The sequence below is a fragment of the Cypionkella sp. genome (assembly GCF_030652235.1).
In the GTDB taxonomy this organism is placed as follows: Bacteria; Pseudomonadota; Alphaproteobacteria; order Rhodobacterales; family Rhodobacteraceae; genus Cypionkella.
Window position 1 is genome coordinate 111,207 of record NZ_JAUSBA010000040.1, and the last position, 21,391, is coordinate 132,597.

19 protein-coding genes are annotated in these 21,391 nt (G+C 60.8%); 8 read left to right on the forward strand and 11 right to left on the reverse strand.

Annotation, left to right across the window (positions count from 1 at the left end; translation table 11 throughout):
• Window position 1 precedes the first annotated feature (1 nt).
• Window positions 2–2,635 carry a type VI secretion system ATPase TssH gene (gene tssH / locus Q7V03_RS13620; protein ID WP_304926136.1) on the forward strand — a complete coding sequence of 878 codons (2,634 nt, stop codon included), beginning with the start codon at window positions 2–4 and terminating at the stop codon, window positions 2,633–2,635.
• A 345-nt stretch (window positions 2,636–2,980) separates the two neighbouring features.
• Here the strand turns inward: tssH and Q7V03_RS13625 are convergent, their stop codons facing one another.
• Both Q7V03_RS13625 and Q7V03_RS13630 read right to left on the reverse strand, forming a co-directional pair.
• Window positions 2,981–5,239 (reverse strand): M23 family metallopeptidase, encoded by a 2,259-nt coding sequence (locus tag Q7V03_RS13625; RefSeq protein ID WP_304926137.1) that lies wholly within the window; start codon window positions 5,237–5,239, stop codon window positions 2,981–2,983.
• Window positions 5,240–5,408: 169 nt separating this feature from the next.
• A complete protein-coding gene (locus Q7V03_RS13630) occupies window positions 5,409–5,807 on the reverse strand; it encodes a DUF1036 domain-containing protein (RefSeq protein ID WP_304926138.1) in 399 nt (132 codons plus the stop codon).
• 120 nt (window positions 5,808–5,927) lie between these two features.
• Here Q7V03_RS13630 and Q7V03_RS13635 point away from each other — a divergent pair, with 120 nt between their 5' ends.
• The 3 genes from Q7V03_RS13635 to Q7V03_RS13645 all read left to right on the forward strand — a co-directional run bounded on the left by Q7V03_RS13635 (window position 5,928) and on the right by Q7V03_RS13645 (window position 7,403).
• Window positions 5,928–6,212 carry a hypothetical protein gene (locus Q7V03_RS13635; RefSeq protein WP_304926139.1) on the forward strand — a complete coding sequence of 95 codons (285 nt, stop codon included), beginning with the start codon at window positions 5,928–5,930 and terminating at the stop codon, window positions 6,210–6,212.
• Entirely contained in the window at window positions 6,172–6,633 is a 462-nt protein-coding gene (locus Q7V03_RS13640) for an enolase C-terminal domain-like protein (protein WP_304926140.1), read from the forward strand. The genes Q7V03_RS13635 and Q7V03_RS13640 overlap by 41 nt, the downstream gene beginning before the upstream one ends.
• Before the next feature lie 161 nt (window positions 6,634–6,794).
• Complete coding sequence (locus tag Q7V03_RS13645; protein WP_304926141.1) at window positions 6,795–7,403, forward strand: FecR family protein; 609 nt, start codon at window positions 6,795–6,797, stop codon at window positions 7,401–7,403.
• On the opposite strand, the gene Q7V03_RS13650 is transcribed toward Q7V03_RS13645, so the two are convergent.
• Together Q7V03_RS13650 and Q7V03_RS13655 are read right to left on the reverse strand one after the other, a co-directional pair.
• Window positions 7,400–9,253, reverse strand: coding sequence for a CHASE2 domain-containing protein (locus tag Q7V03_RS13650; protein WP_304926142.1), 1,854 nt, complete (start codon window positions 9,251–9,253; stop codon window positions 7,400–7,402). The genes Q7V03_RS13645 and Q7V03_RS13650 overlap by 4 nt on opposite strands.
• Complete coding sequence (locus Q7V03_RS13655) at window positions 9,243–9,956, reverse strand: Crp/Fnr family transcriptional regulator (protein WP_304926143.1); 714 nt, start codon at window positions 9,954–9,956, stop codon at window positions 9,243–9,245. The genes Q7V03_RS13650 and Q7V03_RS13655 overlap by 11 nt, the downstream gene beginning before the upstream one ends.
• Before the next feature lie 165 nt (window positions 9,957–10,121).
• Here Q7V03_RS13655 and Q7V03_RS13660 point away from each other — a divergent pair, with 165 nt between their 5' ends.
• Window positions 10,122–12,005 carry a calcium-binding protein gene (locus tag Q7V03_RS13660; RefSeq protein WP_304926144.1) on the forward strand — a complete coding sequence of 628 codons (1,884 nt, stop codon included), beginning with the start codon at window positions 10,122–10,124 and terminating at the stop codon, window positions 12,003–12,005.
• A gap of 169 nt (window positions 12,006–12,174) precedes the next feature.
• Here the strand turns inward: Q7V03_RS13660 and Q7V03_RS13665 are convergent, their stop codons facing one another.
• From Q7V03_RS13665 to Q7V03_RS13680, 4 genes are all read right to left on the reverse strand, one after another.
• Window positions 12,175–12,990, reverse strand: a complete 816-nt coding sequence (locus tag Q7V03_RS13665) for an ATP-binding cassette domain-containing protein (RefSeq protein ID WP_304926145.1) — start codon at window positions 12,988–12,990, stop codon at window positions 12,175–12,177.
• The gene (locus Q7V03_RS13670) at window positions 12,987–14,006 is read right to left on the reverse strand and encodes an ABC transporter permease (protein WP_304926146.1); all 1,020 of its coding nucleotides are present in this window, start codon (window positions 14,004–14,006) and stop codon (window positions 12,987–12,989) included. Before Q7V03_RS13670 ends, Q7V03_RS13665 begins: the two co-directional genes overlap by 4 nt.
• A gap of 122 nt (window positions 14,007–14,128) precedes the next feature.
• Window positions 14,129–15,109, reverse strand: coding sequence for a sugar ABC transporter substrate-binding protein (locus Q7V03_RS13675; protein ID WP_304926147.1), 981 nt, complete (start codon window positions 15,107–15,109; stop codon window positions 14,129–14,131).
• 108 nt (window positions 15,110–15,217) lie between these two features.
• Window positions 15,218–16,246, reverse strand: coding sequence for a sterol desaturase family protein (locus Q7V03_RS13680; protein ID WP_304926148.1), 1,029 nt, complete (start codon window positions 16,244–16,246; stop codon window positions 15,218–15,220).
• A gap of 171 nt (window positions 16,247–16,417) precedes the next feature.
• On the opposite strand from Q7V03_RS13680, the gene Q7V03_RS13685 reads away from it, so the two are divergent.
• On the forward strand, window positions 16,418–17,464 hold the full coding sequence (locus Q7V03_RS13685) for a LacI family DNA-binding transcriptional regulator (protein WP_304926149.1): 1,047 nt from the start codon (window positions 16,418–16,420) through the stop codon (window positions 17,462–17,464).
• A gap of 3 nt (window positions 17,465–17,467) precedes the next feature.
• On the opposite strand, the gene Q7V03_RS13690 is transcribed toward Q7V03_RS13685, so the two are convergent.
• The 3 genes from Q7V03_RS13690 to Q7V03_RS13700 all read right to left on the reverse strand — a co-directional run bounded on the left by Q7V03_RS13690 (window position 17,468) and on the right by Q7V03_RS13700 (window position 19,650).
• Window positions 17,468–18,175, reverse strand: coding sequence for a creatininase family protein (locus Q7V03_RS13690; protein ID WP_304926150.1), 708 nt, complete (start codon window positions 18,173–18,175; stop codon window positions 17,468–17,470).
• Window positions 18,176–18,199: 24 nt separating this feature from the next.
• Complete coding sequence (locus Q7V03_RS13695) at window positions 18,200–19,171, reverse strand: aldo/keto reductase (RefSeq protein WP_304926151.1); 972 nt, start codon at window positions 19,169–19,171, stop codon at window positions 18,200–18,202.
• A 242-nt stretch (window positions 19,172–19,413) separates the two neighbouring features.
• Window positions 19,414–19,650: a hypothetical protein gene (locus tag Q7V03_RS13700; RefSeq protein WP_304926152.1), complete on the reverse strand. Its 237-nt coding sequence runs from the start codon at window positions 19,648–19,650 to the stop codon at window positions 19,414–19,416.
• Between the two features lie 177 nt (window positions 19,651–19,827).
• Between Q7V03_RS13700 and Q7V03_RS13705 the strand changes: the two genes are divergently transcribed.
• Both Q7V03_RS13705 and Q7V03_RS13710 read left to right on the forward strand, forming a co-directional pair.
• On the forward strand, window positions 19,828–20,580 hold the full coding sequence (locus Q7V03_RS13705) for a Crp/Fnr family transcriptional regulator (RefSeq protein ID WP_304926153.1): 753 nt from the start codon (window positions 19,828–19,830) through the stop codon (window positions 20,578–20,580).
• Window positions 20,581–20,947: 367 nt separating this feature from the next.
• Window positions 20,948–21,169 (forward strand): hypothetical protein, encoded by a 222-nt coding sequence (locus Q7V03_RS13710; protein WP_304926154.1) that lies wholly within the window; start codon window positions 20,948–20,950, stop codon window positions 21,167–21,169.
• Window positions 21,170–21,391: the final 222 nt, after the last annotated feature.

Consider the following 21,391-nt stretch of genomic DNA (forward strand, 5'->3'; position numbering starts at 1 on the left):
CATGGCCGATATTAGCCTTGAGACCGTCGCCGGAAAGCTGAACCGGGTGGGGTATGACGCGTTTTTGCAATCTTTGCGCCACGCGAAAAATGAGGGCAACCGCAATGTGGAACTGTCGCATTGGCTGTTCCATATTGTGCAAAACCCGAAATCGGATATCTCGGCCACGCTGAACCATTTCAAACTGGACCGCGCCAAGCTGGAGCGTGATCTGGCTGCGGTGATCGACAGTTTCCGTAAAAATGCGACCGAAATGCCCTCTGTTTCGGAATCAATGACCACGGTGATGGATCACGGCTGGCGCTATGCCACGCTGTTGTTTGGTGAAGCGCAGATCAGAACCGGGCATATTCTGGTGGCCGCGCTGAAGGATAAAGAGGCGCGCGCCAAGCTGGTGCAGATGTCGAAGGTGTTCGGCGAGATCAACCCCGATACTTTGGTGAATGAGGCGCGGGGGGCGTGGAAGGACAGCGACGAAGAAGACATGCGCCCGATGGACGGCACCGGCATTGGCCGGGCGCAGGCCGGGGCTGCGGCGGCGGGGGCGGCCACGGGGACCACGGCGCTGGACCGGTTTGCGGTGGATATGACTGCCGTTGCGGCCAGCGGCAAGATGGACCCGATTGTGGGCCGCGATGAGGAAATCCGCCAGATCATCGACATTCTGCTGCGCCGCCGCCAGAACAACCCGATCCTAACCGGAGAGGCTGGGGTGGGTAAAACCGCCGTGGTGGAAGGCTTTGCGCAGCGCTTGGCTGCGGGCGATGTGCCGCCGAAATTGCAGGGCAACAAGCTTTACATGTTGGATTTGGGGCTGATGCAGGCCGGGGCCAGCATGAAGGGCGAATTTGAGCAGCGCCTGCGCTCGGTGATTGACGAGGTGCAGGGCAGCCCGGTGCCGATCATCCTGTTTATTGATGAAATCCACACGCTTATGGGCGCGGGCGGGGCGGCTGGCACGGGCGATGCGGCGAACCTTTTGAAGCCGGCTTTGGCGCGCGGCACGCTGCGCACCGTGGGGGCTACGACTTGGATGGAATATGCGAAATACTTCGAGAAAGACCCGGCGATGACCCGGCGTTTCCAGCCGATCACCATTGACGAGCCCTCGATTGAGCGCGCCTGCTACATGCTGCGCGGTATCTTGGCCCCGATGGAAAAGCACCATGGCGTGCGGATTTCCGACGAGGCTGTGGTGGCCGCGGTGAACCTTTCGGCGCGCTATATCCCGTCGCGGCAGCTGCCCGACAAGGCGGTGTCTTTGCTGGATACCGCCTGCGCGCGGGTGGCGATCAGCCAATCGACCACACCCGCCAAGGTGCAAGATCTGCGGGTGAAAATTCAGGCTTTGGTGTCAGAAATCGCCGCCAAGGAATCGCAGCGCGATCTGGGCGAAGTGAACGAGGACCGCATTCAGGAAGCACAGGCCGAACAAGCGGTGGCCGAAGGCGAATTAGCCGTCACCGAGGCGATGTATAGTGGCGAAAAGGCGATGGTCGATGAGATTTTGGCCCTGCGCGCGTCATTGACCGAAGACGGCGCCGATACCGCGACGCTGCGCGGCCAGCTTGCGGGCAAGATGACCGGGCTAGAAGAAACCAAGCCGGATGATCGGATGGTGTATAGCCACGTTGACGAGCAATCGGTGGCCTCGATCATCTCGGATTGGACCGGGATTCCCGCCGGGCGGATGGTTTCGGACGAATTGCAGATGATCCTGACGCTGGGCGATCGGCTGAAGGAACGGGTGATCGGGCAGGATCACGGGCTAGAGATGATCGCTAAGCGGATAGAGACATCCTCTGCCAAACTGTCAAACCCGAACAAGCCGATTGGGGTGTTCATGCTCTGCGGGCCTTCGGGGGTTGGTAAAACCGAAACCGCGCTGGCTTTGGCAGAGGCGGTTTATGGCGGCGAGCAGAATATCATCACCATCAACATGAGCGAATTCCAAGAGGCGCATACTGTTTCCCTGCTGAAAGGCGCGCCCCCCGGCTATGTCGGTTACGGCGAAGGTGGGCGGCTGACAGAAGCGGTGCGGCGCAAACCGCATTCGGTGGTGCTGCTGGATGAGATCGAAAAGGCACATTCTGATGTGCACGAGCTGTTCTTTCAGGTGTTCGACAAGGGCATCATGGAAGATGGCTCGGGGCGGTCGATCAACTTCAAGAACACGCTGATCCTGCTGACCAGCAATGTCGGCACCGAAGTGATCATGGATATGGCCGAAAAGGGCGAAACCAAACCTGCGGTTGAAGATCTGACCGAGGCGATGAAGCCCCATCTGACCCGCGTGTTCCCGCCTGCCCTGCTGGGCCGCATCGTGACGATCCCGTATTTCCCGCTGTCTGCCGATGTTCTGGCCGGGATCGTGAAGCTGAAGCTGAAAGCCATCGTGCGGCGGATGAAGGAAAACCATGGCGCGGTGATGACGGTTTCGCCCGAGGTGATGGCCTATATCGTTGATCAGTGCAAAGACCCGGATTCGGGTGGCCGCATGGTTGACAACATCATCACCAACACGATTTTGCCGGACCTGAGCCGTGAGGTTCTGTCGCGCATGGTGTCGCAGACCGAGATGAAAACCGTGGAAATCGTGATGAAAGATGGCAAGATCGGCTATGAATTTGGCTGAGCAGCGCTGCGTTCAAGCACGCAGCCTACCTGCCGACTGTTCTTCCCCGCGGGGAATGACTTGTATGGTTTGATAGCGTGACCACAACATGTTGTGTCTCCCCAGCGCCAGCCTTTGAAAGGGCTGGCGTCTTGGTTTCCGTAAAAACCCGGCCGTGCGGGCCGATTTAAGCCAAGATACCGCGAAATGGATGTTCACAAAGCCAAACCCCAGACGGCGCTCCATCGCGCATACCCACAACATCTTGGGGAAGATCACCCCGAAATCAGTCAAAACCACAAGCGTCTCCCAGCTGGGAAACGGATCAAGCGCGGATTGCGCCGTGTTAGATCACACCCATCCCGCCTAAATTGGCGTGCCCAATAACCCCGCGATGATCTTCTGATAGGCCAGAACCTCGGGCGGGGTGGCGGCGACGGCGGGCAGGCTGGCACCCCCCTTGCGGCTCATCTTCAACTCGGCCCATTCCTTGACATAGGCAATCGTGCGGCCCGCAAGGAACGGGTTGGCCTTGACCACCCCTGCCCCCATCACATCGGCGACAAGTTGATCATCCTGCGCGCTTAGCACCATATTCGCGCCTTCGGCCCCCAGGAAATGGCACAGATATAGCCGCCCGGCGGTGATGTCATGGCCGCGCGCGCGCAGATAGCTTTCGCCTTCGCGCGCCAAGGCGGTGACCATATCGCGGCTGATGGTGGGATCGGTGCGCAGCGCCAGAAGGCTGGCGCGGTCCATCGTGCTGGCCAGATCGGGGCGGTATTGCTGCATCATCCGCAGCCATGTGCTTTCGATGAATTGCCCCAGACCCACGGCGCTGGACAGTGGATTGGCGGCATCGGCGCGGCCGCCCGATTCGACGCGGATGATCTGATCGACCAGCACTTCCACCGCCGAGCCGCCACCATCCGCCACCACAGTCATCCCGCCGACCAGCGGATCCTCGGCCACGCCCCTCTCATAAAGCTCAAAATGCAGATGCGGTCCGGTTGATTGCCCGGTGGTGCCGATATAGCCGATCAACTGGCCTGCGCTTACGGCCATGCCCGCCTTGATGCCATCGGCAAAGGCGCTTAGATGCGCATAGCGGGTTTCCAGATTGCCGGGGTGCGTGATCTTGATCAGGTTGCCATAGGTGCCACCATCGCCCGCCGCAAGAATGGTGCCGCCAAAGGCCGCGACCACCGGGGTGCCGACGGGGGCGGCCCAATCGGTGCCTTTGTGCAGCTTTAGCACCTTGAGGATCGGGTGCATCCGGGGGCCGAAGCGTGAGGTCAAAACGCCTTTAGCGGGGGTGACAAAGCCCGCGCGCAATGACACACCCCCGCCCGCAGCCCCGCCACCGCCGCTGGTGCCGGGACCAAAGCAGGTGTAATCCTCTTTGCCTGCGGGCTTGTAGACATGACATTCCAGCAGCTTGCCCTCGCCCTTGATGGCAGCATAAAGCACCTGACCGGGGCCAAAGCCGCCGCGGCCTGCATCGCGCGAATAGAGCAGGGTCATCTTGTCGCCGGGGGCGGCGAAGCTATCCATGTCAAAGGCTTGACTCATCATCACAATGGTTTCGGCCACCACAGCCGAGGGCACGCCGTTGCGGATGGCCGCCGAATAGAACGCATCCAGCATCCGGTATTTGCGGCTGGTATCCACATCCGCCGCCACCTGATCACCGGCAAAGCTGAACAGATCTTCTTCCACCCACGGATCGGCAGAGGTCACCACATTGCCCGCATCATTCAGCGCGACCGAGCCGAAATAATCGGTTTTGGTGTAAAGCGAAGCCTGCACCGGCACCATCACACCCGAACGGTTTGCCGCCCGCATGGCCAGAATTTTCCCCGGCCCCAAGCTGCCAAATTCGGGCACCAACAGCGCTGCGGCATCCGCAAAGCGTTTGCCGGCAGCGGCGTCCATGCCGTTCGCGGTCATCAGGCCAGCCAGATCGGTGGTGTCTTTCAGCCGCAGAAAAGTGTCCTGATAGGGCAGCTTGCGTTGCGCTTCCGGCAGGATGAAATTTACGCTGGTGGTGTTCTCGATCCGGGTTTTGACATAGGTTTCCGGCGTGGTGGTGCCATCCATGTTTTCGCCCCAGCTGGCATCGCCATCGGCGACGACAATGGTTTCGGCCGGCTGTTCGGATGGCACCTGGGCCTTCGGTATGGCGGTAGGAGCGCTGCGTTGAGCTTGGAAATAGGCGAAGTCCTCGCGGCTGGAGGGCAGAGTGGTGATCAATTTTTCTTCGCCGGTGATCAGATCATCCCTTAGCAAAGACAGCTCATCCCCGGCGCGATCTGCTGGAATATCTATCGGTCGCAGCAGCAGCTTGGTTTTCTGCGCAGCCCCGGTGTCAAAGCGCAGCACCATCGGATCGCCCGCAAGATCGACAAAGGCCGAGACATAGGCGGCAGGCGCGGTATCATCGGCCACATCCACCGGATTTTCCGGCGTGCCGACCGTCACGACACCGCCAAGATACAACGCCACCGCCACGCCACAAACCGCCACCAGCCCCGCGATCCATAGCACTGCGCGCACAGCGGCGGCATTGCTGCGCCGCTGCGCAGATCGGTCGCGCGCCGCTTTGAACCGGGGGTCGATTTCCATGCCAACCTTGCTGGAATAAGCTGAAATCGCGTAGATGAACTACGCCAAACCTAGCGCAGCGCAATCGAACTGGCTAGCGGCTCAAAACCCCGGAAACTTGTCTGAATTTATCATCCTCTGTGCTCAAATAGCTTCGGGGTGAGGCCGCAGGCCAAGCCGCAGAAAGCCGCTACTGCGTTGCCGCCAAAAACAACGTCCACCTTTGGGTTTTCAGCGTATCAACCTCGATAAACCCCGCCGAAATATCGCCGCGCGACCAACATTCCGAAATCCCCCGGATTGAAAACTTGCGCGGTGAGACGCACATCTGCGTCGTGCCGTTCAGGATTGGCTGGCCGAATACGTCTTGCGCATAAAGGTAGATGTAGCGGCTGGTCAGTTCTTCCTTGATCACATTGGCGCATTGGTTTGGGCCGATGGTCCACCAACCTTCGGTCTGAAACGCGCCCTCAACGTCTTGGCCGATGGCGACGTTGACCACATCGAAACTTTGATTGCAGACGGCAAATTCCGCCGCCGCTGGGGTGGCGAGGCAGAGGCCGATAAGCAGGGGCAAAGCGCGGATCATGGGCGCAGCATAGCCGCCCCGCATCACGCCGCAAAGTGGCAAGCGGCGACTTCGTCTGTCGCAATCGCATCGGACAGGCCGCGCGATCCTTGCCACGCTGGCCGCAACCAAGCAGCCGCCATGCAGATCAAAGCCATCCGCGCCACGCCCGTGCTGATCCCGCTGGAGGCACCTTACCTTTGGTCTTATGGCGCGCTGGCTGGCTTTACCAAGACGATTGTCGAGGTGGAAACCTCGGATGGTCTGGTCGGCATTGCCGAAGCCCCCAGCCATGGCTCTGCCGCGATCATCGCGCGGATGGCCGAGGCTTTGGTGGGCCATGATCCGCTGGATATGGCGGGGCTGGAGCGGCGGATTTTCGGCGATGCTGCGGTTTGTGTCGGCCTGCACGGGGGCTGGCATTGATTTCTGGTGCTATTCTGGCGGATCGGGACTGGAAACCGCCGCCTATCTGCACGCCTGCGCCGCCCATCCGCATATCCGCGAGCCGAACCAATCTTTGCTGCGCCAGCAGCCGCATGATGTGATCGCGGAAGGGCCATTCAGCCCGAAGAACAACCACGTCGCTTTGCCGAAGGGGCCCGGCCTAGGCGTGACGCTGGATGCGGATCGCATCGCCTATTGCGCGCGCCTGTTGGTGGAAAACGGCGTGCCGAATAAATACCACGACCCCGCTGCTCCGGGGCAGATGCGGCGGATGCGGCGGATGCCTTTGGTTCAAGCCTTTTGGGCAAGCCAGGGCGGGCGTATCGGGGGCCAAACGCCCGGAGCTGCTGGTGCAGGCGCTACATTGTGCCCTGCTGTCACCGGCGAAGTATTATCATGAGACATACCCGTGTTGGTTTTTGGCGCAGAATATGTTGGCGCCTGCAAAACCGGAATTTGCTGATCTGGCTTGGGCGCGGATTACAGCGGCGCGGGCCGAAGCGCTGGCTTGAGTGGCAAAAATCGGCTAGTCTGGTCGGCATTATTGACAGGAGGTATGCGATGCCCCCCCGGATCGAGTTTAGCCGTCGGCAGGCGATGCTAACGGCGTCTGTTGTGATGTTGCCGCGGCCGATCTGGGCAGCCAGTGATGTTGGCGTGGTGGAAACCACCGAGGGCAAGGCTTGGGCGGCGGGGTCGCCCGCGCGCGATCTTGTGGCGCAGGCGGTGGTGTTTCTGGGCGATAAGATTGGCACCGGGGCAGAGTCGCGGCTGGCGATGCTGCTGGCGGGCACCACGCGTATTTTGATGGGGCCACAGACCACGCTGACCATCGACCAATTCACCGCCGAGGCGGGGGGCGAATTGGTGCTGGGCGCAGGCGCCATGCTGTTTGACCGCGCGGAAGGTGCGCCGAAAACGCCGGTGCAACTGAGCACCGCGTTTGGCCTGATTGCGGTGCGTGGAACGCGGTTTTTTGCGGGGCCAAGCAAGGGCAAGTTCGGTGTGTTTGTGGAGCGCGGCGAAGTGCACCTGTCGGGCGGCGGGGTGGCGGTGGCACTTTTGCCGGGGTTTGGCAGCGATATTGCGGCACCGGGCGACGCTCCGTCGCAGCCAGCAGCTTGGAAGCAGGCGCGGATTGCGGCCGCGATGGCTTTGGTGGGGGCTTAGCTGGTGGGCGGCAGTGTATAGGCCGCCACCTTGCCAAAGCCGCGCAACTCGACCTCGCCCATGCTGTGCCATGGCAGCGCGGGAAGTGCCGCGTATAAAGCTGGCCCCGCCAAAAGCGTGACGCCAAGGTTTTTGCCCGCTTGCTCTAGCCGTGCGGCGATGTTCATCGCGCGACCGTGCGCGGTGTAATCCAGCTTTTCGCCCGCACCGACATCACCGACCACCAGCACGCCACATTCCATCCCGACGCGGGTGACGCCAAGGCCTTGGTTCTGCGGATCAGCAGCGAATGCAACGCCGTAGGCTTGCAGCGCTTGCCCGGCCTGCACGGCGCGGGCGCAGTGGTCGGGCAGATCGAAGGGGGCGTTGAACAGCACATGCGCGGCATCGCCGACAAACTTGTCCACCATGCCGCCATGGGCGTGGACGATCAGGGTCAGCCCGGCGAAATAGCGGTCGAGGATGGCAATCAGATCGGTGGGCGACAGCGCGTCGGCATAGGGCGAGAAACCCGCGATGTCGGTGAACAAAGCGGTGATTTCACGCGCCTCACCGGGCAGGCGGGACAGGCCCGGTTGGGCAGCAATGCGTGCCACGACGGCGGGCGAGAGGTGACGCTCAAACCGCCGCCGCAGGACTTGGGCATGACGCCGCGCCGCCAGCATCGCGGCGGTGGTGGCGATGAGTCCCGTGGCGAGCGGCAGCAGCGCGGGGTTGACCGGGTCGAGTGCAAGGCCCGCACGCAGCCACAGCGCGGTGGTGGCGACAGCCCAAAGCGTGGGCAAACCCAGCGTCACGGCCAAGGCTTTGGTGGCAGAGCCGCGCGCGGCGATCCAAAGCGCCAACAGGGCCATCGCCGCAGCTGCCGCAATCTCGGCCCATGCCGCCCAAGCCGGGCGCAGCAGCAGGTGGCCCGAAAGCATGGTTTCAATCGCATCGGCTTGGATTTGCACTGAAGGCGCAAGCGGGGTCACAGCCGTTGGGCGCAACGAGGCCGCCTGCGGCGCGCTAAGGCCCAGCAAGACGATTTTTGCGGAAAAATCGTGGTCTTGCGACAAGGCCTGCGCCAAACTGATGGTGCGATTGCTCCATTTGGCGGGATCGGTCGGGCGGAGGCGCAGATCGGCTTGGGTGCCGAGAGGCAGGACAATCGCACCAAGGCTTAAGTTGCCTTGCCCGATGCGCAGCGCGCTTGCGCCTTGGGCCAGTCGCACCCCTTCGGCGGCAAATCCGGGGGCGGGGGATTGATCTGCCAGCACCAGCAGGGGCACGCGGCGGACCCTGCCCTGTGCCTCACCGCGCAGGGCGCTGACGCCAAGGCCCGCGGCAGTCAGGGTCGAGGCTTCTAGGCCGTTGGCAAACCATGGCTGTGTCGGCACGGGCTGGCCAGATGACAGCAGTGGGGCCAACGGTGGCACGCGGCCAGCTTGGTCGGACAAAGCGGCGGCGAGCACCGTTGGCACGCGCGACAATGCGGTTTGCAGCGCGGCATCGCCATCGGTCAGGGCCGTACCGCCCGGCACATCGGACAAGGCCAGCGGCCCAGCCGGATCGGGGCCAGACAGCACCAGATCAAGGCCCAGAACGGCGGGGCTTTGGGCAGCGATCTGATCCACCACCCGCGCCAGCCTTATGCGTGGCCACGGCCAGCGGCCAAGTTGGGCTAAATCTTGTGCCGTGATCTCGATCACTTGCACCTGACCTGTAGGCGCTGTGGCTGTCGCGGCAAGGCCCGCATCCAAGGCGGCCTCGCGCAGATCACGCAGGCGGTCGGGCATGGCCAAAGCCACAGCACCCGCCACCAGCAGCGCCGCAAAACCTACGCGCAGGGCGGCACGCTCAATCTGCATCGGGTTCGGCCAAGGCTTGCAGGGCGGGAATGTCGCAATCCCAGCCCTCTGGCCCTTTGACCCATGCACCCGCCTCGGCCAAAGCCAGAAGCGCGCGGTTGACCTTTGGGCGACTGGCGCCCAGCACGGTGGCAAGCTCGGTCTGGCTGATCTCTAGCCGCAGCGTGGCGCGGCGGGGCAGATCAAGTCCGTTCAACTGGCGCAAGGTGAACAGCAGGAACCGCGCGGCACGGGCTTCGAGCGGGTAAAGCGCGATGGATTCCAACTGATCGGTCGTCTCGCGCAAGCGGCGGCTAAGGTAGCGGGCCACGCCCATGGTCAGGGCGGGGTGCTTGCAGGCGAGCGCCTCGTAACTTCGGCGGGCGAGGACATAGCCTGTGGTGTCCAGCACCGCGGTGGCATCTGCCGAGCGGGGATCTTGATCGAACAGCGCCAATTCGCCCAAAGTATCGCCCGCTTCGGCATGGCGCAGGGTCAGTTCGCGGCCAGCTTGGGTGATCAGCGACAGCCGCACCCGGCCCGATTTCAGCGCCAGCAACCATTCGCCCGCATCGCCACGCTGAAAGATCGCCGCGCCCGCGGCCCAGCGCTGCGGGGTTGCACTGGCCCCAATATCCGCCAGCACCGCATCGGGCAAATCCTGAAACAGCGGGAATGACCGCCAGAAGCTTGGTTTTTCGCGTGGGGACGGTGCAGGGCTCATCCGGGCTCCGTGGCTTTTGGCAAACTTCGCCTGTGCTTCGGTTTCACGCAAGAGCCTGCACACAAAACCCCTGTTCCGCAGGGAACAGCCGTCCGCCCCGCCGCATGGCATTCAAGCCTTACGACGGCAATCACGCCGCGTCGCACAGTTTTGATGGAGATTGAAATGGCATCCCTTTTTGGCAAATCCGGCACCCTTGGCAACGACTCGGAAGTCACCGATGGCACTTTGGGCGTCTTGAACGATGTGATTTCCGGGCTGACCGGCAATGACACGCTATTTTCCTACGTTGGCGACGACACCCTGTCGGGCGGCGAGGGCAATGACGTGCTGCACGACGAGGCTGTTTTGGGCGTCTCGGGCAATGACAACCTGAACGGCGATGATGGCAATGACACGCTGTTTGGCGGGCTGGGCAATGACACGCTGAACGGTGGTGCGGATAATGACACCGCGACCTACAGCAGCTCGACCGCGGCGGTAAATGTTGATCTCAATCGCACGGTGCAAAGTGGTGGTTTCGCGCAGGGCGACCGTTTGATCAGCATCGAAAATGTGAATGGCTCAGGCTTTGCCGATCGTTTGGTGGGCAACAGCCTGGCCAATCAGTTGCAGGGCTTAAGCGGCAATGACAGCGTTTTCGGCGGTGCGGGCAATGACAGTATCTTTGGCGGCAGCGGGCGTGACAGCCTTGATGGCGGCAACGACAATGACCTGCTCGACGCAGGGTCCGACAATGACACGGTGTCCGGGGGGGCTGGCAATGACCAGATGTTTGGCGGCTCGGGTCGTGACGCGATGAGCGGCGGCAGCGGCAATGACCGGATGGATGGCGGCACTGACCATGACATTCTGGCGGGCGATGCGGGCAACGACAGCATGTCCGGCGGCAGCGGCAATGATGTGCTGTCGGGCGGCTTGGGCAATGACAGCCTTGACGGTGGGGAGGGCGATGATCGGCTGGACGGCGGCGCGGGCAATGATCTGGTGCGCGGGGGCATTGGCAACGATACCGTGCTGGCCAGTTCGGGCGATGCGCTGTTTGGCGACGCGGGCACCGACACGCTGGATTTCACCAATATGTCGACGCTGTTTCAGGTGATCGGTGGCAACAATCAGATCAACCTTGCGACTGGCACTTTTGGGACCACCACTTTCTCGGGGTTTGAGAATGTGATCGGCACCAGCAATGTGGACACAATCACCGGCAGTTCGGTGGCTAACCGGCTAGAGGGTATGGGCGGCAGTGACAGCATCCTCGGCGGATTTGGCAATGATACCGTTTTGGGCGGTGACGGCGCGGACAGCATCGACGGCGGCTTTGATGCGGACCAGATGTTTGGCGGCGCAGGCAATGACCTGATCTTCGGCGGCAGCGGCAGCGACACGTTGGATGGTGACTCGGGCAATGATGTGATGAGCGGCGGTTCCAGCGATGATCGGCTGAACGGCGATTCTGGCGATGATCAGATGCACGGTGACAGCGGCAACGACGCGATGAACGGCGGCTTTGGCAATGATGTGATGGCGGGGGACAGCGGCAACGACGCGATGAACGGCTTCCTTGGCAATGACACCATGACAGGCGGTGACGGCAACGACACCATCGACGGCAGCTTTGACAATGATCGGGTTGAGGGGGGCGCGGGCGTCGATCTGCTCGGCGGCGGCAGTGGCAATGACGTGCTGATCGGCGATGCCGGGGCGGATGTGCTGACCGGGGGCAGTGGCGCGGATGTGTTTGTGTTCCACGCTGCCACCGACTCGCTGAACCAGTTGGGCGGGGCTGATCTGATCACCGACTTCCAGATTGGCATCGACAAGCTGGACTTCACCGGGCTTGACGCCGATCCAACCACCGCCGGAGATCAGGCCTTTGCCTTGGTTTTGGGTGGCAATGCCGCAGGCACCATCCATATCGAGAAGTTCGGCGTCGGAGCCGATGCGATCACCCAGATCGCGGTCAATCTGGATGGCGACGGCAACCCCGATCTGATTGTGCAACTGACGGGGAACCTGAACTTGGGCGCGGGCGACTTCCTGCTCTGACCCTTGCGCACTGCAAATGCAACGCCCCGGTCTGGCCCGGGGCGTTTTTGATTTGGGTTTGAGGGGCTATCGGCGGCCAAACATCCGTAAAGCGTTCGGGCCGAGGCATGCCCCGGCCCGAACAGGTTTGGGGTGTTGGGAGAAGTCAACACCCTGGGAAATGCTTGGCTCAGGCGCGTTTGGCTGGCTGACCGCCCTGCGCGGTCGTATAACCCTCAATCTCGGCCTCCAGTGTCGCCATTGAAGCCCCGCCCGCCATCAGGTCGGTGATTTCTTCGCGGGTTTTGTCGCCTTTGCGGAAATCGGCGGCAATCGCCCCCCGGATCAGCACGGCAAAATGATCGCCAACCGCCATGGCGTGCATCACTTGATGGGTGATGAAGATCACCGCCAAGCCACGCCGTTTGGCCTCATTGACGATGCGCAGCACATGGGTGGCCTGTTTGACGCCCAAGGCTGCGGTGGGTTCATCCAGGATCAGCACCCGCGCGCCAAAGTGAACGGCGCGGGCGATCGCAAGCGATTGCCGCTCGCCGCCAGAAAGCCCGCCCACCAAACGGTCGCCATCGGTGATGCGGGTGATGCCAAGGCGCTGCACAGCATCCACCGCGATGGCGTTAGCTTTTTTGCGGTCATAGATTTTGAACGGGCCCCAGCCTTTGGTGGGCTCGACGCCGACGAAAAAGCTGCGCCCGATCGACATCAACGGAAAAGTGCCGCCGAATTGGTGAACCGTAGCAATGCCATGATCTGCGGCGTCGCGCGGGCTGCTGAACTTTACCGGCGCGCCGTCCATCTCGATGCTGCCGCTGCTGGGTTGATGTACGCCCGACAACAGACGGATCACTGTGGATTTCCCGGCACCGTTATCGCCCAGCAGGCACAGCACTTCGCCCGCGCGCAGATCAAGGCTGATGTCGTGGAGAACGTCGATGGGGCCGAAGGATTTGTTGACGCCTTTCAGGCTGAGGATCGGCGCGGTCATGCCTTGGCTCCTTTTTTCTTCGGGGCATAGGACAACGCCATCTTGCGGAAAGTGTTGTTCATCAGAACTGCCAGCAGCAAAAGCACACCGATGATCAGGCTGGCCCAATTTGCATCAAACGGGGTGTAATAGATGCCTTGGCTGACCACCGCGAAGGTCAGAGTGCCAAGGATGATCCCCACCACCGACCCATAGCCTCCGGTCAGCAGCACGCCACCGACCACAACCGAGATGATCGAGTTGAAGATATAGGATTGCCCCGCAGACACTTGGGCCGAGTTATACAGAATGGCTTGGCTTACGCCAACAAAGGTGGCGCTGGCTCCGCTGCACATGAACAGCAAGATCGTCATGCGGTCGGTCGGGATACCTGCGTTGCGGGCGGAAACCTTGTCGCCGCCCATCGCGAAGATCCAGTTGCCAAAGCGGGTGAAGTGCAACAGGAAACCCCAAAGCAGCGCCGCCGCGATCCACCACAGAATGGTGACTTGGAACACGCCACCGATAAAGCGCCCCAGCAGCCATTTCGCCTCGGGCCCGGCCTTCAGCGCCACCGAGGTGGTGCCAGTGACCAGAACCGACAGACCGAGCGTGAGGCCAGCCACCGCAAACAGCGTGCCAAGCGTGACGATAAAGCTGGGAACGGCGGTGCGCACCACCAGCAGGCCGTTGATCAGGCCAACGAATGCTCCGAGCGCTAGGGCCGCGCCAATGCCCAGCAGAATCGGCATGTGAAAATGCCCCGAAATGATCGCCACCATCATCGACCCAGCGGGCACCAATGAACCGATGGAAATGTCCAACTCTCCGGCAATCATCAAAAGGCCGATGGGGATGGCGATGATGCCCAGCGCTGCGGCCACGTTCAGCCATGACGCCGCCCCACCGATTGACGCAAAGTTGCTGCCGCCAAAGAAGCTGAAAAAACCGAAAACGGCAGCAAGTCCTAAGAATGAACCTGTCTCGGGGCGGCGCAACAAGGCACCGATGGAAAACGAAGTGGTGGTATTGGTCATGTACAGGTTCCCGTCGATGCAGATCCAAGACTTTGCCGCGCAGCGTCGCGGGTGGGTCAGATCATGGCGCTTGAGATATCCGGCCCCGCAGATGGTGGCAGGGCCGGACGGCGGTTGAAAGCTTAGCGGAACCCGGCCGCAGCGCCAGCGATGGTGGCATCAACATTGGCGGTATCGACAATGCCCGGACCGGTCAGCACCGGAGCGGTGGCGATGGCAGTGCCAAAGCTGACATAGGCATCCGCCATCGACACGGCGAGAAAGCCCTGCAGCCACGGCTGTTGATCGACAGCGAACAGCTGCGTGCCCGCCTTGATCCGGTCCAGCCCCGCGCCGTCCATATCGAAGGACGCAAGTTGCACTTTGCCCGTCAGAGCCGCTTGTTCGATCCCCGTCGCCGCCGAATTGGCATCCGCTGCCGAGATGGTGGCCACGCCATTGATGGTGGGGTCTTTCATCAGCGTTGCCTTGATCGCTTCGGCCACCGCGGTCGGGTCGCCAAAGCTGGAGGCTGGCAGCGGCAGTTGCGTCGAGACGCCGCCTTCCTTGGCGATGCCGTCCGCGACGCCTTTGCAGCGATCTTCCAGGTTCTGTGCACCCGGAACAGTGTTGACACAGATCACGTTTTTGAAGCCATGGCTGCCGAAATAGGCCCCCGCTGCCAAACCTGCCGGATATTCTTCGTTGCCGATGTAATTGATCGCGCCCAACTCTTTGGCTTTATCCGCGCCACCCGAATTATACAGAAGCACCGGAATGCCCGCATCCATCGCGGCCTTGATCGCCTCATCCTGCGCATCGGGCACCCAGTTTGGCACCGCAATCACAGAAGCGCCCTGCGAAATCGCCGTGCGCACCAGATTGGCCGCATCGCCGCCGATGTTGTCATAGTTTTGCAGCATCAGATAGTTGACCGTGCCGCCATGGGCCGCCACCACCAATGTGGCATCATCAATGCCCTTTTTGACCTTGGCAAAGAACGGATCGTCGGCCTTGCCGCCGACCACCGCAATGCTGACGCCTTCGGCCAGCGCAGCTTGGGCACCAAAAGCCAGAACCGTTGCCATCAGGACGGTCTTCATGTTCAGTTTCGGGAATTTCATTGTCGCATCTCCTCCGAGTTGCCGCCGTTTTGGGCGGATATTGGGTGTTAGGGGTGACAGGGCGCTGGGGGATCTCTCCTCCTCCCGCAGCGCCTTTAGGGGCGGGCTTTAGCGGCCCGTCGTTGAATTGGCGTTGTTCACCTTGGCGTTGGCCTTGGCGCGGGTGCGTTGGAACCGCGCTTCCATCCGGGCCTCGCCATCTGCCGAGCCGTCATGCCAAGTGCCGAACCATTGGTCGAACGGCACCATGCCGTCAGAGTAGTTCACCTCAAAATACTTGTGGTGCAAATAGTGGGCATAAGCGTGGCTATCCATCGCGGCCTCGCCTGCCTCGATCTTGTCAAAGCCGATGTGACCGACCACAGCCCCCGTGCCAGTGACTTGCAGATGATACAGCATCAACAGCGGATGCGACGGCAGCACCAGATGGATCAGGATATCCGACCAATACAGCAGGTGTTCGACCGGATGCATCGACAGGCTGGACCATGGCGACGGGTTGACCGAGTTGTGGTGTACAGAATGCACCCATTTATACAGGAAAGGCGTGTGGATTAGCCGATGGATGCAGAAGAAATGCGCCTCGTGAAACAGCGGGATGATGGCCAGCAGGGCGATCAGGGCCCAAGGATGCGCCTCGAAGGTGGTCCAAGGGCCAAACCCATGCGCCCAAGCATAGAGCATCCCGACTTCATAGGCGGTCCAGATCGGCACGCCGGTGCCAAAGCTGCGCAGGATGTTGTCGATGTTCTGGCTTTTGAACATGAACACGTCGGATTTCTTATCCGCCGGGAACAACCCGTTGAACTTAAACCGGTTTCCCTGCGTGCGACGGATATACAGGCGCAACTCCAACGCGCCGTAGAACAGGAACACAAGCGCTGCATTGCGCAGCAGAATGAACGCGATCCATGTCCAATGCAGGGTTTGCAGGGTTTCCTTGGAAGGCGTCAGATAGAACCAGATCACCGCAGCAAAGCCCATGAACAGCGCATTCCATGGCAAGATGTAATGCGGCAACCAAGCGAGCAATTTCAGCGGCCGTGGCGGCCAGACGATGATCGGGGCCACCTGCAACGGTGTGCTGGGCGAAAAATCCCCGCGTTTGTTGCGCTTGCCAAACTTTAGATCGTCCATCCATCCCCCACCGTCTTAAACTGTGCTTTGGTGCGTGTCCGCATCCGGCGCTTGGCCAAATGCTTCGGGCTGTTCTAGAACCGCTTGACATATTGTCGCAGTGGATAGTTGATTGAAACCCATCAGGCTGGCTGCGCGCTTTTGGCCTTCAATCGCTAAATTGTTGGAATTATGACCGAAAATAACCGCCCCTCTCGCATCACTTTGGCCGATGTCGCCCAGCTTGCCGGGGTTGGCAGCGCTACCGTGGACCGTGTGATCAACGAGCGTGGCAATGTCTCGGATGAGGTGCGCCAGCAGGTTTTGCAGGCGGCGCGCAGCTTGGGGCTCAGGCGGATGCTGCCGGTCAGCCATCACCGCATGGTGCGTATCAATGTGATTCTGGCCCGCCCCGAACTGCCGTTGATCCGCCGCATGGGGATCGAGTTTCGCCGGCTGTCCGAGCGGATGGATCACACCGTGGTTGTGCATCGCACGACGATTGACACCGAATCCGCCACCAGCGTGGCACAAGCTTTGCTGCGCACCCCATGCGATGCGGCGGTGGTTTATGCGCAAGATCATCCGCTGATCCGCAATGCGATTGCCGATCTGGCGGCGCGGGGAAAACCCGTGGTGACGATGATATCTGATCTGCCGGGATCGGCGCGACTGGCCTATGCCGGCACCGATCATACCAAAGCAGGGCGGTCGGCTGGGTATTTCCTGACGCGGATGGCGCAACCGGGTGAGGTGATTGTGCTGTGCAACCACCTTGGCTTTCAATCGCATGCGGATCGTGTGCGCGGGCTAAGCGAATATCTGAACACCCAAGGCGCGGGATTTGCTGTGGTAAAGATCGTCGAAGGTGGCGACGATGCGGTGCGGTCTGAAGCACGGCTGAAAGACGCCTTTCGGACGCATCCCGATGCGGTTGCGATCTACAACGTCGGGGCGGGCAATCGCGGCGTGGTGGCTGCAATCCGCGCAGGGATTTTGCTGCGGCCCCCCGTGTTTATCGGCCATGAGCTGACGGCGTTTACCCACCAAAGTCTGCGCGATGGCTTGATGACGATGACCATCGACCAAAGTCCCGAGTTACAGGCCCAATTCGCCATCGACGTGCTGCTGAACCATTTCAATTTTGCCGGGGCCACGCAACTGGCCCCGCCGTATGTGTCAACCGTGCCTTTCGTGCTTTATGGCCCCGAGAACCTGCCCGACATTGCCCTAGAATAGCGGCTAAAGTGGGCCAGCACTGGCTGCCAACCATGCTGCCATGGTGTGACGCAAGCCTGCGGCTTCACCAGCGATGTATCCACGCGGATCGGGGCCGAAGATGCCGTGCAGGCTGTGATCGGGTGCATGGCGTTGCGCGCCATACGGGTCTTCGCCCGCCTCATCCGGGCGCGGGGGCGGCAGTTGCGACAGATCCACCGTTTGCGGCTGATAGGCGGCCAGCAGCGTGGTTTCAAACCGCCCCGCGTGATCGGGCGGCAAGGGCGCATCCGTATTGCCATTGACCCCTAGCGCCAACGCCCGAAGCGGCCCACCCGCCGCATTCCAGTCATTGGCCAAAGTAGCGATCATCGCCAGTTGCTCATCAGCAAAATGTCCGGTGAACAGCACCGCATGCCGCACGCCAAAAGCCTGCAACCGGGTTAGGGTCTGGCGCAGCAGCGCCGCAATCTCGGTCTGATCCGGCATCATCACTGTCCAGGGATAATCGCCATGCCCGCCACCAGTGCCCCACCACAACGGCGGATAAACCAGCCCGCCCGCAATGTCGGCGGCATCCAGACAAAGGCCGTGCGCCTGCAAACCATCCAGACCCACCGGCAAATGCTGGCTGTGGTATTCAATCGTCCCCAGCGGCAACCAAACCCGTGGGCAACGGGCGATTTCCGCGGCAATCTGGCCGGGGCGCAGCAGTTCTAACTGGCGGGTCATGGCCATCCTATGGATAATGTGAAATTACTGGTAAAAATTGCGCGGCCAGACATGTGCGGCGAGGGCGGCTTTTAGCGCGGCCGGGAACGGCGCGCCGTCGCTGTAGATCACATTCATATCGACCTGCTCTGGGTTCAACATGCCCGGAATCACGCAAGACAACTCGGGGCATGACAGCACATAGCGCATCGCAGCCTCGGCCAAAGTGGGATAATATGGGGCGCAGAGCGTCTTCAGGGCCCCCACGCGTGCCAGCGTTTCGGCAAACCGATCGCCTCGGAACAACTGCGCGGGAACCGAGCCTGCGGCGAAGCTGGCATAGGTGGTCTCGTCCCAATGCCCCACCAGCGACCCTGAATCCAACGGCACCCGTGCGATAAAGCCTTGATGGCCCGCGCCCGCCTGAAACAAGTCCGCCGCCGGACGTTGCTCGAACAGGTTCAGCACAACTTGTTGGCTGGCCACCAGCCCCAACCGTGCCAGATCAACCCCATCGGCAGGGCGATAGTCGCGGATCGAGACGCCGATCTGGTCGATCTTCCCCTCGATGCGCAGGGCGTTCAGGGTTTCAAGCCAATCCAGTTCATAAAGCCCCGATGTCATCCAAGAGTGCAGTTGAAACAGGTCAATCCGCTCTAGTTGCAGCCGACGCAGGGCATCATCGACCATGCGGCGCAGATACCACGCCGGATAGCGCCCGCGCATCTGCGGGGCCTCGTCATCGGGGCTTGGCCATTCGACGGGCTGCGCCTTGGTTGCCACATAAATCTTGTGCCCCGACCATTGTTGCAACGCTTGGCCGATCACCGTCTCGGAATGGCCGTTGCCATAGATATAGGCGGTATCGACGAAATTGACCCCGCGCTCGAAGGCGTGGTGCAGGGTGCGAATTGACGCCGTATCATCCACAGCCCCCCAATCGCCGCCCAACTGCCACGCGCCAAAGGCGATCTCGCTGACCTGCCATCCGGTGCGGCCAAACTGTCGATATTGCATCAAGAGCCTCCCTTTCGCGTCGCCAAGTTAGGCTGCAACGCCGGGATGGGAAGCAGGATGCTGATCGTTTTCCATCCTGAGGGGCAATCGACACCCTGTGCGGGCGTTCACAGATTTTGAGATGACAGGGGTTTTGACCCCATGGCCCTAAGCCTAGCGGTTTGCGTTTGCCTTGAAACACAAACCGCGCCAAGAACGGCGCGAAGTGTGATGATTTTGCGTCAGACAAAAAACAGCCCGCTTTAGTGGCGGCGCACCGAGTTTCCACCGTCGATGATTTTGTTGATCAGCGCTGCAACCGCCGCATGCGTCGCGGGTGATAAGGCGCTTTCAGGCACATTTTCATGCGCCGCGGCGGCATCTTTGAGGACTCCGATAATTTCAATTTCAGGAAGCACTTTGCGATCGTTCAGCGCAAGCATCAGGGATTCGCAGATTGCAAGGGCGGCAAGTCCAGCAACGTCGGGGACAGCGGACATCAAGTTTAACTTTCTGTAATGAGTCTATGGGGCTATCATGCATTTGTGTACACCGTGGATATCTTTTCGGTTAAATCGCACAGCATGCTAATCTGCATCAGTGTCAAAGGCCCGCAAATGCAGGAAATGGCGTTTGGTGGGCCTTTGGCCCACAGTCGCAACCCAAAGGGGTAATGTATGCCGGTACAAGGTACTGGGTTGTCGATTTTGGACAGCCCCTTTGCCCGCAAGCTGACAGCATTCGTTGATCTATCGCACGACGATTTGTCAGTTTTGTCAGATGTGTATCGCCGCAGGCGCAGCTTCGCGGCGGGTTGCGACATGATCCATCAGGGTCAAGCAGACCAGGCCGCGTATATCGTCGCCTCGGGCTGGGCCTGTTCTTACAAGCTGCTACCAGACGGCACCCGCCAGATTGTGGACTTTCAGATTCCAGGCGATTTCTTGGGGCTGCGGTCGGTTTTGCTCCGCACCGCTGATCACAATGTCGAACCGATCACCCGCGTTCAGGCGTCGGAGGTCAACGAGCAAGATCTGCTGGACGCCTTCAGCCAAACGCCGCGTTTGGCCACAGCCGTGCTTTGGGCGGCGTCGCGCGATGAGGCGATGGTGGTCGAGCATTTGGTGGGCTTGGGCCGACGCAATGCAAGCGAACGCATGGCGCATTTCCTGCTAGAGCTGGGCGCGCGGTTGACACTGGTGGGGCTTGCGGATCGCAAAGGCTATAACTGTCCGCTTTCCCAATATCAGCTGGCGGATGCGCTGGGGCTTAGCGCAGTGCATGTCAACCGCGTGCTGCGAGAGTTGCGCGAAGAAGGGATGTTAAGCTTCCAAAAGGGTAAGGTCGCGTTTCAAAACTATGAAGCTTTGGTCGAGCTTTCCGGCTTTGACCGCGCTTATCTCGATCACCAAGGCCCACTGCTGCGGTGAACAGGGTGGTTGCTGAACCCGTGCCGTGAAACGCCAGAGCCCCGAGGAAAACGGACTGGCCCCAGCGCTTCACTGCGGTTTGCACCAAAACCGAACCGCACTTAGTCCCGGTCCATGACAAAATCTACCACGGCACATACACCGCAACACTGACCCAGGTTTGCATTTGCACGTTTTTCACCGCGAGGTCGGCAGCCTTGCCTCTGCGGTTTTGCTTTGACGCAATCAGCTGCGCTTTTTGAAAATGCGCCCCCCTGACTGATCTGTGTTAGTGCGCAGGCCCCTTCCCGATTCCAAATTGTTCGCAATCCGCTGGTGCCGTTTGGCCCACGCCCACTCTGCATTTATCATGATGAGGAGCCCGACAATGGCAACCGGAAATACCCTTTTTCTTGCCCCGCGTGTCGACACTGTCGGCGCTGATTTTACTGTCACAGAATACGATATCCTAATCGCCGAGATGATTTCTATACGGGACGATATGGTCAAATTTGCCGAAAGCACGCAACAGACTGCGGACCCCTACGCTGCGGCTGTCACATTGGAACTTGCCGCCAAAATAAGTGATTTGCTTGATACTTTGGGCTGATACTGCAGATCCGACGATCTGATGATGCGGCATTTGTGCACTCTTAGGTTGTGATTTGGGCTGGAATGTGATGATATGTGTCAGTGGCTTGGCAGTTGTTGCCTGCCCCCGATCGGCGCGCCATTTGCCTTAGCCCGCCCGGTGCCGATGCCCGGCACGTGTTAAACGCCGGTCTAAGCACCCTGTGAACACAGCGGCCCTGCACAGCCTGGGCCCAAACAA

What these genes read in the sequence shown, in the direction of transcription:
- Q7V03_RS13685 (WP_304926149.1), top strand. Translation starts at nt 16,418, where the DNA reads ATGACCGAAAATAACCGCCCCTCTCGCATCACTTTGGCCGATGTCGCC.
- Q7V03_RS13645 (WP_304926141.1), top strand. Translation starts at nt 6,795, where the DNA reads ATGCCCCCCCGGATCGAGTTTAGCCGTCGGCAGGCGATGCTAACGGCG.
- Q7V03_RS13640 (WP_304926140.1), top strand. Translation starts at nt 6,172, where the DNA reads ATGCTGCGGTTTGTGTCGGCCTGCACGGGGGCTGGCATTGATTTCTGG.
- Q7V03_RS13675 (WP_304926147.1), bottom strand. Translation starts at nt 15,109, where the DNA reads ATGAAATTCCCGAAACTGAACATGAAGACCGTCCTGATGGCAACGGTT.
- Q7V03_RS13650 (WP_304926142.1), bottom strand. Translation starts at nt 9,253, where the DNA reads ATGCAGATTGAGCGTGCCGCCCTGCGCGTAGGTTTTGCGGCGCTGCTG.
- Q7V03_RS13660 (WP_304926144.1), top strand. Translation starts at nt 10,122, where the DNA reads ATGGCATCCCTTTTTGGCAAATCCGGCACCCTTGGCAACGACTCGGAA.
- Q7V03_RS13680 (WP_304926148.1), bottom strand. Translation starts at nt 16,246, where the DNA reads ATGGACGATCTAAAGTTTGGCAAGCGCAACAAACGCGGGGATTTTTCG.
- Q7V03_RS13630 (WP_304926138.1), bottom strand. Translation starts at nt 5,807, where the DNA reads ATGATCCGCGCTTTGCCCCTGCTTATCGGCCTCTGCCTCGCCACCCCA.
- tssH (WP_304926136.1), top strand. Translation starts at nt 2, where the DNA reads ATGGCCGATATTAGCCTTGAGACCGTCGCCGGAAAGCTGAACCGGGTG.
- Q7V03_RS13700 (WP_304926152.1), bottom strand. Translation starts at nt 19,650, where the DNA reads ATGTCCGCTGTCCCCGACGTTGCTGGACTTGCCGCCCTTGCAATCTGC.
- Q7V03_RS13705 (WP_304926153.1), top strand. Translation starts at nt 19,828, where the DNA reads ATGCCGGTACAAGGTACTGGGTTGTCGATTTTGGACAGCCCCTTTGCC.
- Q7V03_RS13655 (WP_304926143.1), bottom strand. Translation starts at nt 9,956, where the DNA reads ATGAGCCCTGCACCGTCCCCACGCGAAAAACCAAGCTTCTGGCGGTCA.
- Q7V03_RS13695 (WP_304926151.1), bottom strand. Translation starts at nt 19,171, where the DNA reads ATGCAATATCGACAGTTTGGCCGCACCGGATGGCAGGTCAGCGAGATC.
- Q7V03_RS13665 (WP_304926145.1), bottom strand. Translation starts at nt 12,990, where the DNA reads ATGACCGCGCCGATCCTCAGCCTGAAAGGCGTCAACAAATCCTTCGGC.
- Q7V03_RS13690 (WP_304926150.1), bottom strand. Translation starts at nt 18,175, where the DNA reads ATGACCCGCCAGTTAGAACTGCTGCGCCCCGGCCAGATTGCCGCGGAA.
- Q7V03_RS13635 (WP_304926139.1), top strand. Translation starts at nt 5,928, where the DNA reads ATGCAGATCAAAGCCATCCGCGCCACGCCCGTGCTGATCCCGCTGGAG.
- Q7V03_RS13710 (WP_304926154.1), top strand. Translation starts at nt 20,948, where the DNA reads ATGGCAACCGGAAATACCCTTTTTCTTGCCCCGCGTGTCGACACTGTC.
- Q7V03_RS13670 (WP_304926146.1), bottom strand. Translation starts at nt 14,006, where the DNA reads ATGACCAATACCACCACTTCGTTTTCCATCGGTGCCTTGTTGCGCCGC.
- Q7V03_RS13625 (WP_304926137.1), bottom strand. Translation starts at nt 5,239, where the DNA reads ATGGAAATCGACCCCCGGTTCAAAGCGGCGCGCGACCGATCTGCGCAG.